At 41.2% G+C, this 14,021-nt stretch carries 12 protein-coding genes; 6 read left to right on the forward strand and 6 right to left on the reverse strand.

The window, feature by feature from the left end; translation table 11 throughout:
- Positions 1-201 precede the first annotated feature (201 nt).
- Entirely contained in the window at positions 202-1,614 is a 1,413-nt protein-coding gene (locus ESY88_RS13640) for an aldehyde dehydrogenase family protein (RefSeq protein WP_147087273.1), read from the reverse strand.
- A gap of 185 nt (positions 1,615-1,799) precedes the next feature.
- Between ESY88_RS13640 and ESY88_RS13645 the strand changes: the two genes are divergently transcribed.
- Positions 1,800-2,072 (forward strand): hypothetical protein, encoded by a 273-nt coding sequence (locus tag ESY88_RS13645; protein ID WP_147087272.1) that lies wholly within the window; start codon positions 1,800-1,802, stop codon positions 2,070-2,072.
- A gap of 576 nt (positions 2,073-2,648) precedes the next feature.
- On the opposite strand, the gene cphA is transcribed toward ESY88_RS13645, so the two are convergent.
- Entirely contained in the window at positions 2,649-5,282 is a 2,634-nt protein-coding gene (gene cphA, locus ESY88_RS13650; RefSeq protein WP_147087271.1) for a cyanophycin synthetase, read from the reverse strand.
- Between the two features lie 110 nt (positions 5,283-5,392).
- On the opposite strand from cphA, the gene ESY88_RS13655 reads away from it, so the two are divergent.
- Positions 5,393-6,265, forward strand: a complete 873-nt coding sequence (locus ESY88_RS13655; RefSeq protein ID WP_147087270.1) for a cyanophycinase — start codon at positions 5,393-5,395, stop codon at positions 6,263-6,265.
- Between the two features lie 145 nt (positions 6,266-6,410).
- On the opposite strand, the gene ESY88_RS13660 is transcribed toward ESY88_RS13655, so the two are convergent.
- The 4 genes from ESY88_RS13660 to ESY88_RS21105 form a co-directional block, all read right to left on the reverse strand.
- Positions 6,411-7,343, reverse strand: a complete 933-nt coding sequence (locus ESY88_RS13660) for an isoaspartyl peptidase/L-asparaginase family protein (RefSeq protein WP_147087269.1) — start codon at positions 7,341-7,343, stop codon at positions 6,411-6,413.
- 16 nt (positions 7,344-7,359) lie between these two features.
- Positions 7,360-7,788 (reverse strand): HepT-like ribonuclease domain-containing protein, encoded by a 429-nt coding sequence (locus ESY88_RS13665; protein WP_223270829.1) that lies wholly within the window; start codon positions 7,786-7,788, stop codon positions 7,360-7,362.
- The gene (locus ESY88_RS13670; protein ID WP_147087268.1) at positions 7,781-8,071 is read right to left on the reverse strand and encodes a nucleotidyltransferase family protein; all 291 of its coding nucleotides are present in this window, start codon (positions 8,069-8,071) and stop codon (positions 7,781-7,783) included. Before ESY88_RS13670 ends, ESY88_RS13665 begins: the two co-directional genes overlap by 8 nt.
- An 89-nt stretch (positions 8,072-8,160) precedes the next feature.
- On the reverse strand, positions 8,161-8,301 hold the full coding sequence (locus ESY88_RS21105; protein WP_189702607.1) for a hypothetical protein: 141 nt from the start codon (positions 8,299-8,301) through the stop codon (positions 8,161-8,163).
- A gap of 444 nt (positions 8,302-8,745) precedes the next feature.
- Between ESY88_RS21105 and polA the strand changes: the two genes are divergently transcribed.
- The 4 genes from polA to ESY88_RS13690 all read left to right on the forward strand — a co-directional run bounded on the left by polA (position 8,746) and on the right by ESY88_RS13690 (position 13,664).
- Positions 8,746-11,583 carry a DNA polymerase I gene (polA, locus tag ESY88_RS13675; protein WP_147087267.1) on the forward strand — a complete coding sequence of 946 codons (2,838 nt, stop codon included), beginning with the start codon at positions 8,746-8,748 and terminating at the stop codon, positions 11,581-11,583.
- Positions 11,584-12,140: 557 nt separating this feature from the next.
- Entirely contained in the window at positions 12,141-12,692 is a 552-nt protein-coding gene (gene fic / locus ESY88_RS13680) for a protein adenylyltransferase Fic (protein ID WP_147087266.1), read from the forward strand.
- A gap of 337 nt (positions 12,693-13,029) precedes the next feature.
- Positions 13,030-13,359, forward strand: coding sequence for a type II toxin-antitoxin system RelE/ParE family toxin (locus ESY88_RS13685; protein WP_147087265.1), 330 nt, complete (start codon positions 13,030-13,032; stop codon positions 13,357-13,359).
- Positions 13,356-13,664, forward strand: a complete 309-nt coding sequence (locus ESY88_RS13690) for a helix-turn-helix domain-containing protein (protein ID WP_147087264.1) — start codon at positions 13,356-13,358, stop codon at positions 13,662-13,664. The genes ESY88_RS13685 and ESY88_RS13690 overlap by 4 nt, the downstream gene beginning before the upstream one ends.
- The last annotated feature ends 357 nt before the right edge of the window (positions 13,665-14,021 follow it).

The following is a 14,021-nucleotide window of genomic DNA, read 5'->3' on the forward strand; positions in this document are numbered from 1 at the left end:
CAAAGATAATCGATTTTAAAAAAGCATAAAACATTTCAAAACGCATTTAACGCTACCTTAAGATTTAGTACTTTTTCCCAACTGCCTAAATCACAGCAATTAAAGAATGAACTTTAAAAACCCAAAGGTTCAAGGTGGCTTCTTATAAAGGATAAATCGAGTTATCCCTAATGGTATTAAACCGAAAACCACTTCCTTCCCTCAAAACCATTTAATGGTTAAATCCACCAACTTCTGTTTGAAATTCGTGTAAGGTGGTAGCAACAAATCCACTGCGCCTAATGTGTGTTGCTTTAAAACCGCCCGTTGATTGATAAACTCCAAAAAGCCAAAATAGCCATGAGATTTGCCAATACCACTGTTATTGCTACCGCCAAAAGGCAAGTTATGATTTAAATATTGCAGCAGGTTATGATTGATGCAAGTGCCGCCTGCTCTGGTATTGTTGATAATATAATTGGTGTTTTGCTTGTTTTTACTGAAGATGTAAAGCGCCAAAGGTTTTTCTTTTTGGTTGATATAATGTACCGCCTCCTTAATATTGACATAGGTCTTGACGGGCAAAATAGGTCCGAAAATCTCATTTTGCATGAGCTTGCTGTCATCGCCTGGATTTAAAACCAACGTTGGCGCGATAAAATTGTCTTTTTCATCGGAAGCTCCGCCACGGAAGATTTCGGTCTGGTTCGCTTGGGCATCGTCTATATAAGATTGTAAGCGCTTGAAATGTTTTTGATTCACGATTCTACTGAAGGATTCCGATTTTGAAATATCCTCCCCATACCATTCTTTGATTTGCTTTTTAAAGCTCGTAACAAATGCATCCTTTACCGATGCGTTGACAAACACATAATCTGGCGCAATACAAGTTTGACCCGCGTTGACAAATTTTCCGAAGCAAATTCTCTGAACCGCTTTATCAATGTTGGAACTATCGTCCACAATCACTGGCGACTTCCCTCCCAACTCCAAAGTAACCGACGAGAGGTTTTTGCTGGCCGCTTCCATCACAATTTTCCCTACTTGTGGCGAACCTGTAAAAAAGATGTGATTGAACGGAAGTTTCAGCAATTGGGTGGATACTTCAACTTCGCCCTCCACCAATGCCACTTCATGTTCATCAAAGACCCTATTCACAATTTTCGCCATAATTGCCGAAGCATTTGGAGTCATCTCACTGGGCTTAATAATCACGGTGTTGCCCGCTGCAATGGCAGAGACCAGAGGCCCAAAGGTAAGGTTGATGGGGAAATTCCATGGGGAAATGATCAAGCAGACGCCCTTTGGCTCATTCTTGATCCAGGACGAACTGCCCAACAAGGCCATAGGTGTCTCGACCTTTTGCTTTTTGAGCCAAGATTTAAGATGCTTGCTCACAAACTTGATCTCATCCACTATGGGATAGATTTCAGTTAAATCCACTTCCAAACTTGGTTTCTTGAAATCCTTATACAAGGCATCTCTTATCTCTTGTTTATACGTGTGCTCAACTGCCTTCCGCAGCGCTTTCAACTTTGTAATGCGCTGCTTATAAGTGGCATTGCCAATCAAGAATTGGTGCTGCTCTTGGGATTTAAAAAGCTCGATGAACGGGTTATCTGAAAAATCTGTCATTTCAACTGTTAGGTTTTTATTGGTCTACGCGCCATTTATGTGTAGTTCGTCGATGTTTTTTACGAAGCCTTTCGGGTCAGCCAAAATTTCATCGGTTTAACTAATATATTCATTTTAAGCTAGAATGATGTGTTTCTTTGGACTGAGTTTAAAATTAGAATTTAAACGAAATCGATTAAACTATCATGAAAAAAGCTATCTTAATATTCGCCTTAATAACTTTCCCTCTTTTCGCAATTGGTCAAAACGAAACCGTATCCAATGTAGATATAAACTCCGTAGAAACCATGCTCGAAAAAACGATCGATCTTAAGGAGACCAAAAAAGAAGCGACATCGGATTCTGCATTAAAAAATCAAGTGATTTATATCAACCGCAAAAAAAGTGCTGATATCATAAGCATCAAAGCGTATAGAAAGAGCTTACAAATAAAAGTAAAGACCGTAAAACTTTGCTAAACTGAAATTATAGCCTAATAAGAAATCCGAAAACAAATTGTTTTCGGATTTTTTTTATGCTGCATGATTCTGAATGAACTACCCCGATGCAAGCATACGAGGTATCAAATTCCAAAAAAACAAATCCCAAATTCTAAAAAAAAGGTAAAACGATGCAAGCATCTGGGAATTAAACCCTTTGAGATTAAATATGGAATTTTAGGAACGAATAACGTTTATGAGGTTCAGTTTAATACTTGTAAAACCTTGTTCGATTGCTATTTTGAAATGTATCAAAGGACCGATGTTGGTGTTTTCCACCAACATCTTTTCATCTGTTGCAAAGCCATTTTGATTCGACCCGTCTTCCTTCCCCTGTTTGGATCGGAGTTTCAAGGTTTACCTTGAACTCACTCGAACGGGATTGTAGGTAAAAATATGAACAATGGCAGCGATCATTCACTCAAAACTTCAGTTTCCATAAAAAAACCTGCCAGGTTTTAACACCTTGCAGGTTGGATGCTCATGAACTTAAGGGTTAATATTATCTTGTTGAGCTTTTAAATCTCCCTATTTCAATAATTCGCTTTGTCCTTTTTAATTAAACTTCAATTCCCCTCGAGATTCGAGCTCCTTGAATTCCTTGACCAAGTCCAAGGCATCTGGGATCACGTCGCTGCAAAGAATGATCAATGAGCCTTTGACCGCATTTTTTACAGCGTAGGTAATCGCTTCCTTTTCGGAAGGTATGATGGTTGTTTTCTTATTGGGATCTTTCATTTTTATACCATCGTGAAGCATTTTGATGAGCTCCTCTTCTGTTTTTCCGCGTAAGCGCTTGTCTTGGCGAATGATGATCTCATCAAACATTTCCGCAGCAATACTGCCCATCTCGTTATTATCTTCAACACGTCTATCGCCAATGCCTGCTATGATGCCCACTTTGACCGTGGCCTCCAATTCTTTGGTGAATTCGTGCAAGGCACGCATGCCCGATGGGTTGTGCGCATAGTCCAGCAAGATCGAGAAATCCTTAAACTTGAACATGTTCAAGCGTCCTGGAGTTTGTGAGGCGGAAGGGATAAAGGTTTCCAACCCTGCTTTCATATCTTCTATACTGATGCCTTGCACGTGTGCCGCCAAGATGGCTGCAAGTACATTTTGAATCATGAACTTGGCTTTTCCGCCGTAAGTCAATGGAATGTTTTCTGCATTCATGATACGCATTTTCCACTCACCCCTACAAATGGTCACAAAACCGTGCTCATAGATTGCGGTAACCCCGTTTAAGCGTTGCATGGCTTTAATTCTGGGATTATTCTCATCCATGGAAAATAAAGCGACGTGACAGTTGACGCTTCTTCGCATATCGTAAACCAAATCGTCATCGGCATTTAAAATCGCATAGCCACCTGGTCTTACGGTTTCTGGCACGACGCCTTTCACTCTTGCCAATTGGTCGATGGTGTGAATGCCCTTCAATCCCAAATGGTCGGCAGAGACATTGGTCACAATGGCCACATCACAGTGCTTGAAACCCAGGCCTGCGCGAAGCAGTCCGCCACGGGCACACTCCAAGACCGCAAAATTCACGGTGGGATCCTTAAGCACAAATTCCGCACTGGTAGGCCCAGTACAATCGCCACTCATCAATAATCGGTTTTGTATGTAAACGCCATCGCTGGTGGTATAACCCACGCGATACCCATTCATTTTCGCTATATGTGCCACCAAACGCGAGGTTGTTGTTTTCCCATTGGTGCCCGTAATGGCAATGATGGGAATGCAACCGGTATCGCCATGTTTTGGGAATAGCTTGTCAATCACAGGCGCTGCCACATTACGAGGTAAGCCTGTGGTTGGTGCCAAATGCATCCGGAAACCTGGCCCTGCATTGACTTCCAGCACTGCTCCTCCCGTATCGGAGAGTGGTTGTGAAATATCACTTGTCATGATATCGATGCCGCAAATGTCAAGATCAATAATTTTTGAAATACGCTCTGCCATCGATACATTTGCCGGATGAATGATATCGGTGATGTCTTCCGCAGTGCCGCCTGTACTTAGATTGGCGGTGTCTTTCAAAACAAGACGTTCGCCCTTGGGCACAACCGACTCTAAATCATAGCCTGCATCTTTGATAATGGTCAATGTCAAGTCGTTTACGGTAATTTTTGTGAGCACATTTTCATGGCCATAACCACGTCTAGGGTCTTTGTTGACCTCATCTATTAATTCCTGTACGGTAGAATTTCCATTACCGATCACATGGGCAGGCGTGCGTTTGGCACCGGCAACCAATTTATGGTTGATGACCAGCAAGCGATAATCGGCACCGGTAATGAATTTCTCCACAATCACTGCCCTTGAGATCGCTCTGGCAGCATGAAACGCCACCAAAGCGTCTTCATAATTTTTTACATCTACGGAAATACCTCGCCCATGATTGCCATCAATGGGCTTGATCACTAGCGGGAAACCCACGTATTTACAGGCATCCTCTAAACTACTTTCTTTACGGATGATATCGCCTTTGGGCACTTCCACCTCAGCATGCTCCAAAAGGTATTTGGTATCTTCCTTATCACAAGCCAATTCCACACCAATACTACTGGTTTCACTGGTAACGGTTGCTTGAATACGCTTTTGATTCGCACCATAGCCCAATTGGCAAAGTGAATATTTATTCAATCGAATCCAGGGAATGCCGCGCGCTTCGGCTTCTGCCACGATGGAACCTGTACTCGGCCCCAAACGGTCGGCTTCTCTCAACTCCCTCATTTTCTGAAGGTCTGGTTCCAGATCATAATCTTCAGCAGCAATCAAAGCTTCGCATATTGCTACGGAAGCATATGCAGCGTGGCGACCAACGGATTCTTCCATATAGGCAAAAACCACGTTATAAACCCCTTCTTCCCCGTAACCTCTAGTCCTTCCGAAACCCACATCCATCCCGGCAAGGGTCTGGATTTCTAAAGCGATATGCTCGATAACGTGTCCCATCCATGTGCCATCCTTAACGCGTTCAAAAAAGCCGCCAGGCGAACCTACCGAGCAGCGGTGTGAATACATGGTTGGGAACATGGTGGTAAGACGCTCATAAAAACCATCGATTTTATCGGATGGTTTCTGCTCCATATCTTCAAGATCCAATACCATCACTATTAATTTATGTCGTCTAACAGACCAATAATTTGGCCCTCGCATGGCATTGATTTCCCGTATATTCATGTGTTTGTCTTTTGTGGATTAATCGTGATTAGTGCTAAATATATAATTTTTTCGACGAAATAAGTTTATTTTTGCAGATCGATTTTTTACAAATAGTTTAAATACAATCCATGCTTAGCGCAACCCATAAACCTAATAAAGGAACATTGATACCCATTGGCGGCAACGAAGATAAAGGTCTTGCTGAAGACGACTCTCATGTTTTAGATTACGTCAAGGAAGGCATCCTGGCCCACGTGGTTAGGGAAAGTGGTGGGCCAGACGCCAAAATCTTAGTGGTACCGGCGGCATCGAGCATTCCTGTGGAGGTGGGCGAGAATTATTTAAGCGCTTTTGGCACTTTGGGCTGTAAAAATGTTACGGTTATGCAAACCAAAAATAAGTTGGAAACCGATACACCCGAGCATCTCGAGTTACTGAAACAGGCCGATTGTGTCATGTTCTCTGGTGGCGATCAAACGAAAATCAGTAAAAAGATCAAGGATACCAAATTCCATGAGTTGCTCTTGGAAAAATACCATAACGAACAGTTTGTCATTGCTGGCACCAGTGCTGGCGCGATGGCGATGGCCAATGAAATGATCGCTGGTGGTAGCGCCAAGGAAGCTTTTATCAAAGGCGCGGTGCGTATGTATAAAGGACTGGCACTGATTCCTGAACTCATCATTGACACACATTTTATCCAGCGCGGTCGCTTCGGTAGAATCACGGAAGCCGTGGCTCAATTTCCGCAGTTGGTGGGATTGGGTTTAGCGGAAGACACCGGTCTCATCATCAAAAACAACCGTTTTGAAGTTATTGGCTCCGGAATGGTCATTGTTTTTGACGGAAGACGTCTCATTCATAACAATCACGCCATTTTAGACCCAGGCACACCATTGTCTATAACCGGTTTGCGAACGCACATCCTTTCCAATGGCGACCGTTTTAATATCAAGAACAAAAAAGTGGAGGTGTTGCCTATGGAGGCCTCGTTTATCTAAACAATTTCGGGTTTCGGGTTCAGTATTCAAGGTTATTGGAAAGAAATTCCAAAAATAAAATTCCAAACGTAACCTTCAAGGTTTAAGATTTCGAGTTCAAGTTCATCTTCAAGTTCAAGTTCAAATTCATCTTCAGTTTCTCAGCTTACTTATAAATCGCAACCATCTCTACTCCTTTGGAAGTCTTACTAGCACGGTACATACCTTCGGTATTGAAGGGCATTGCGATGTTGCCTTGGGCATCAATGGCTATGAGTCCGCCATCGCCACCCAGTTCTAGAATGCGTTTGTGAATGACTTCTTCGGAAGCTTCTTGAATACTTAAATTCTTATGTTCCATCAAACAAGCCACATCATAAGCGACAACGCCACGAATAAAAAATTCGCCGCTTCCGGTACAACTGATGGCGCAGGTTTTGTTATTGGCGTAATTACCTACACCAATCATTGGGCTATCGCCAATGCGTCCCCACTTCTTATTGGTCATGCCTCCGGTGGAGGTTGCTGCAGCGATGTTTCCATTTTGGTCACAGGCGACTGCCCCAACGGTTCCAAATTTTCCGTCTTTTTTGACGCTATGGTCTAGTTGAAATCCTTCCGTGTCTTTAATGCCTTGCCACTGTTGGTAACGCACTTCATCATAAAAATAATCTGGACTTAAAATATCATAACCATTACTTTTCGCAAATTGCATGGCACCGTCCCCAGCCAAAAAAACGTGATAACTATTATCCATCACATCTCTCGCTAAAGCCACGGGGTTCTTAATGCCTGTGACCAAAGACACGGCTCCTGCTTTACGCGTTTTCCCGTCCATAATGGCGGCATCCATTTCGTGCGTGCCTTCAGCGGCAAACACAGCGCCTTTTCCTGCATTAAAAAGCGGGGTGTCTTCCAATAATTTTACGGCCGTTTCAACAGCATCCAATGCCGTGCCGCCTTGTTCTAAAACTTTATAGCCTTCATTTCGGGCATGCTCCAAGGCCAACTTATATTCATTTTCAAGTTCTGGCGTCATTAGGCCTTTGATCAAGGTTCCTGCGCCTCCGTGGATGGCTATTGCAAAATTAGTGTTCATTTATATTTGTCTTTTTTTATTTGGATAAGTCTTTAATATCATCAATCAATGGAGTGATATTATCTTGAATGATTGTCCACATAATTTCATGGTCAATTCCAAAATAGTCGTGAATAATCCGATGCCTTAAACCGGTCATTCTTGTCCATTCTACATGTGGGTTTGAAGTTTTAAAATCAGCGGAAATTCTATTGGAAGCTTCGCCGATGATTTCGAAGTTTCGGGCTACGGCGTCTCGTACCATTTCTTGCTTAAGAAATTCGTCAAAAATCAATAACCTTGGGGCAAGCCCACGAGTATGAATTGAAAGATGTTCTTTGGATTTCGAGGCAAGCCTCGGGGAATAAAACCCTCTGGAGGGATTCAAGTTGGCTGTATATCTTTGAATCTTTTCAGCACTTTCGAGCATATCCAATAACAACAATTTGTTATCCCTGTTAGACATAAATCAAATCGTCTTCTATGGATTGCAAATATCTTTTTTGAATACCATTTTTTGAAACTAAATCCATTTTCATATCCATCAGTTTTTCAAGCTCGTTTGCAAGGTCGATGAATCGAATACCGATGTCATCATTGAACTCAACAATCACATCCAAATCGCTATGGTCAGTTTCCTCATTTCTTGCAAATGAGCCGAAAATGGCCATGGACTCTATTGGATACTTTGAAAACAATTTGCTTTTATGGGCTTCCAAGGTTGTCTTTATATCTTTCAACGATTTCATAATGCAAAATTAGTCAAAATTTTACCAAAATTTTCAATTTAGCAAGGCATACCAAATCTGAAATCGCACAGCGAAGTTTCAGAAGTAAATCAAAATATATTTTGTGGTTTTATAGTCTTCATAAAAACACCAACAATGGCCAAGTTGGGATTCAAGACCACTGCGCTACTAGAATCAAGAACCAAGATTAAATCCTCAGAATTTTTAGACACCTTCTTGTTAGCGATCATTCACTACCAAAGTTTCGGATTTCAAAACCTAAAACCTTAGATAACTCCCAGATTGGGAATAAACCCATCGTCACAAATGAGAATGCTCCAAGTTTCAGTCGTCAAAGATACGTTTTGATTTTAAGCTTTAAGCCGATGCTGGTGTTTTCCACCAACATCTTCCTATTTTACTCGAAGCATGGTTACAAGTTCACATCGCTGCCCATTAACCCATTTTATTCCGTACAAATTGGGGTTAACAGTTGTCAAATCAACAACAAGTCCTGCAGATGAAATCATACCTCTCTCGCTCATTTAGTGTCTCACTCTGCTGAAATTGTTGGTGGAAAACACCAACAATGGCATTAGGTTAAAATTCCTCGCGCTCACAAAGCGTCGCGGGTTAAAACCCAAAAGATAATGATAAGTTTTTCGTAGCTTTGAGCTTCTTTCAAAACAGATTCAATGTCAGACCAAAAACGCTTATTTCTTGTCGATGCCTATGCACTCATTTTCCGTGGGTATTATGCTTTCATAAAAAACCCGAGAATCAATTCCAAAGGCGAGGACACCTCTGCCATTATGGGGTTTATGAACTCCCTTTTAGACGTCATCAAACGCGAGCGCCCAGACCATTTGGCGGTTTGCTTTGATAAAGGCGGAAGCGCAGATCGGGTAGAAATGTACGAGGCTTACAAGGCCAATCGCGACGAAACACCTGAAGGCATTCGCAGCGCCATCCCACATATTTACAATATTCTAAAGGCCATGCACATCCCTATTATGGTCAAGGAAGGTTTTGAGGCCGACGATGTGATTGGCACATTGTCCCGTCAGGCGGAAAAAGAAGGCTACAAAACCTACATGGTCACTCCCGATAAGGATTTTGCCCAATTGGTAACTGAAAACGTATTCATGTACCGCCCAAAATCTTTCGGTGGCGGTTATGAAACTTGGGGCATTGCCGAAGTACAGAAAAAATTTGAAGTGGAACGTGCTGAGCAAGTTATCGATTTACTCGGAATGATGGGCGATGCCAGTGATAACATTCCTGGATTGCCAGGGGTGGGCGAGAAAACCGCCAAAAAATTCATCAAGCAATTTGGCAGCATGGAAGCGCTTTTGGCAAATACCGATCAGCTAAAAGGCAAGATGAAGGAAAAAATAGAGGCCAATAAAGAATTGGGCATACTCTCCAAGGAATTGGCAAAAATCATGCTCGATGTACCGGTCACTTTTAATGCGGAAGACTTTGAAATGTCGGAGCCTGATGTTGAAAAAGTAACGGCCATTTTTCAGGAATTGGAATTTAGACGCTTGACAGATAATTTTATCAAGACGTTTTCAGTGAAAGCCGATTCATCTGCAAGTTCAACTTCGATTTCGACTTCAACTTCAACTTCAAGCGGAAGCGACAATGCTGGAGCAGGGCAATTCAGTTTGTTTGGAGCAGAGGACAATTCCGCGGAAGCGACATCAAACAACGAACGCCAAAACGTAAACACACACTCGCATTTCTACCAAAGCGTGGCACCTGGCATGGCCACAACATTATTTTTGCAGAACTTGATGAAACAGACTTCGGTATGTTTTGACACCGAAACCACCGGTCTCGATGCCATCACTGCCGAATTGGTAGGCATCGCATTTTCCTGGGAAGCGGGGAAAGGATTTTATCTTCCGTTTCCTGAGAAAAAAGAAGATGCACAGGCGCTCATCGAAACCTTAAGGCCCTTTTTTGAACATGAAGCCATCGAGAAAATTGGTCAGAATTTAAAATACGACATCAAAGTACTGGCTAAATACAACATTGAAGTCAAAGGCAAGCTCTTTGACACGATGTTGGCGCACTACCTCATCAACCCAGACATGCGCCATAATATGGATATTTTGGCCGAAACTTATCTCAATTACACACCAATTTCCATTACCGAGCTCATTGGCAAGAAAGGTAAAAATCAAATGTCGATGCGTGATGTGCCTTTGGAAAAACAAACCGAATACGCGGTTGAGGATGCCGATATTACCCTGCAACTCAAGACCCATTTTGAAAAGGAACTCGGCGATGCCAATACCCAGAAATTGTTTGATGAGATTGAAATCCCGCTCTTGCGCGTCTTGGCAGCGATGGAATTGGAAGGCATCAATTTGGACGAAAAGTTTCTAAATTCACTGTCCAAAAAACTAGATACAGACATCATCAATCTTGAAAAAAGCATTTATGAAGACGCCGAGGAAGAATTCAACATCGCCTCGCCAAAACAGTTGGGCGAGATTCTGTTTGATAAAATGAAGCTGGTGGCCAAGCCCAAAAAAACCAAAACCGGACAATACAGTACTGCGGAAGATGTGCTGAGCTACTTGGCCAAAGACCACGCCATCATCCAGAAAGTGCTGGAATACCGCGGACTTTCAAAATTAAAGAGCACCTACATTGATGCTTTACCCTTGCAGGTAGAGGCTTCCACAGGGCGCATCCATACCGATTACATGCAAACCGTTGCTGCGACCGGGCGTTTGAGTAGTAACAATCCGAATTTGCAGAATATTCCCATCCGTACCGAACGTGGCCGCCAAGTGCGAAAAGCGTTTGTGCCCAGAGATGAGAATTACACCCTGCTGGCGGCCGATTATTCGCAGATTGAACTGCGCATCATCGCCGCCCTTAGTGAAGAAGACACCATGATCGATGCCTTTAAGAATGGCGAGGATATCCATGCTTCAACAGCTTCCAAAGTGTTTGGGGTGGCTTTAGACGACGTGACCCGCGAACAACGAAGCAATGCCAAAACCGTGAATTTCGGGATTATCTATGGCGTTTCAGCCTTTGGCTTGAGCAACCAGACCGATTTATCCCGTGCCGAAGCCAAGGAATTGATCGACACCTATTATGAGACCTATCCGAAACTGAAAGCCTACATGGGCAAACAAGTCGATTTCGCCCGAGATAAGGGTTACGTGCAAACCGTTTTGGGACGCAGGCGTTATTTAAAAGACATCAACTCCAGAAACGCCGTGGTTAGAGGCGCTGCGGAACGAAATGCCGTGAATGCCCCCATTCAAGGCAGCGCTGCCGACATCATCAAAATTGCGATGATCAACATCTATAAAAAACTACAGGACGGAAACTTCAAAACCAAAATGCTCTTGCAAGTGCATGATGAATTGGTCTTTGACGTCTATACACCCGAATTGGAAGCCATGAAAACCATGATCAAGACCGAAATGGAAAACGCCTATAAACTTGATGTGCCATTAGATGTTGAGCTTGGGGTTGGGAAGGATTGGCTGGAGGCGCATTAAGGGAAAAAGACCTAAGACCGCTGCGCTTTAAGACATAAGAGCCAAGACTTGATTGTGACTAATTGATAAACAGTTGTTCTTTTAATCTAATAAGCACCAATTGTCATAAAAAGGAATTAAGATAGCCGGGCATTTAGAAAAAATAACATACTTGCCAGCAGGCGGGGACTCCATTGAACAAAGTGATTAGTTCGATAACAATAAGTTTCAATTCAAGTAATTCAAACTAAGCCCCGATGGTCTAAAGTACCGTAGATTTTAAACAGCCTGAAATTCTGTTTAATTCGTGAAATAGATAGTATTTCATTTGAGTTTATATTCTCAAGAAACGCCCAAAATTGGTGTAAATTCGTGTAATTCGTGGCAAAACTTTATAATCCAAAGTGATTGGAGGAAAGCGAAATTTAATATCACATCGCTTACACTCCATTTAAAAATCAAAAAAAACTTCTCATAACGATATGAAAATTTTTCTTTAGCTTATTTTTATTTTTGTATAGAGATTTTTGAGTTGAGCATAAAATAATTAAACAGTTAAATTCAATTGTTAAGTTGGCATGAAAAATATAGATAAAAAAAGCCTCGAAAAAGCGTACCGTTTATTTGAAACAGCTGACATTGATTCCATAGAAGTTGGCACCTACAAAGGTTTACAAGACATCCACAGCTATTTGTTTAAAAATCTGTTAGACTTTGCTGGACAAACGCGCACAAAGAATATATCGAAAGGCGGTTTTAGGTTTGCCAACGCATTGTATCTCAATGAGATCATATTAAAAATCGAGACAATGCCCGAAACAACATTCGATGCCATCATTTCAAAATATGTAGAGATGAATATAGCCCACCCATTTATGGAAGGAAATGGACGCACCATGCGTATTTGGCTGGATATGATTTTGAAAAACAGATTGAAAAAAGTAGTCAACTGGCAATTTGTAGATAAAGCACTCTATTTACAGGCCATGGAAAGAAGCCCCATCAATGAACTGGAAATAAGAACAATATTATCCGAAAATTTAAGCGAAGACATTAATAATCGCGAGCTTATTTTTAAGGGCATCGAACAGTCTTATTATTATGAAGGTTATGAAAAAGATGATGATTGAGAGCTAAATATTATAACACATAATTATAATCTATATTTGGGGAGCAACCAAAGGGCGATCACTCTGTTGCGAGTTCTCACTCCCGCGATATATATTGAGTTCGCAATGGGCCTGCCTGACGGTAGATAGGCTTTCCAATGCTATCCCTAACGCGGGTTTTGGATTTTAAAGAATGATTTCGATATTATTAAAACAAATTGGAAGTCATTATAAATTGTTCAAAGCAAAAATACAATTTATCAAATTCCCTTGTGGTTATGAATTAAAATTTGAACTCTATACTCCTTAACCAAAAACAAAAGTAGTCTCATTGGACTACTTTTTGTATATTTGGGCAATGAATAAAAAGAGGGAACTTTATTTCTTTAAAGACTATTTCGAAGATTTTTACGAAAACCAAACTGATAAAGTAAAAAAGAAAATCATTTGGACTTTAAAGGTCATCGAGGAAATTGACCGAATTCCCGAAATCTATTTAAAACATCTAAAAAACACAACCGGACTTTATGAAATAAGAGTCCAAGTTGGAAATAACATTTTTAGAATTTTCTGCTTTTTCAATTTTGATAATATAGTAGTTGCAGGTCATGGATTTCAAAAGAAAACCCAAAAGACACCTAAACAACAAATCGAACGAGCCGAACAGATAAAAAAAAGAATATTATGAAAGCAAAAAATAAAAATCTAAAAAGTCTTGACCAATTCGTCGATGAAAAAATCGGTAAAAAAGGAACAGTAAAAAGAGAAGAATTCGAAACAGAATATGATGCTTTTAAACTCGGCGTTTTAATTCAACAAGCAAGAGAAGACAAAGGACTTACACAAGAACAATTAGCCGAATTAGCTGGCACCAACAAATCCTATATCTCAAAGTTGGAACGGAATTTAAAAGACATCCGATTCTCCACATTACAGCGGATTATCAACGATGGTTTAGGAGGACATCTTGATATATCCATTAGACTTGATTAGTAAAGTATAAAATTTAATTATGGGATTGGGATGAAAACCATGATCAAGACCGAAATGGAATCTGCTTACACCTTGTCCGTACCTTTGGATGTGGATTTGGGTGTTGGGAAGGATTGGTTGGAGGCGCATTAAGGGGAAAAGACCTAAGACCGCTGCGCTTTAAGACATAAGAGCCAAGACTTGATTGTGACTAATTGATAAACAGTTGTTCTTTTAATCTAATAAGCACCAATTGTCATAAAAAGGAATTAAGATAGCCGGGCATTTAGAAAAAATAACATACTTGCCAGCAGGCGGGGACTTCATTGAACAAAGTGATTAGTTCGATAACAATAAGTTTCAATTCAAGTAATTCAA

Source organism: Subsaximicrobium wynnwilliamsii, assembly GCF_007997225.1.
Lineage (GTDB): Bacteria > Bacteroidota > Bacteroidia > Flavobacteriales > Flavobacteriaceae > Psychroserpens > Psychroserpens wynnwilliamsii.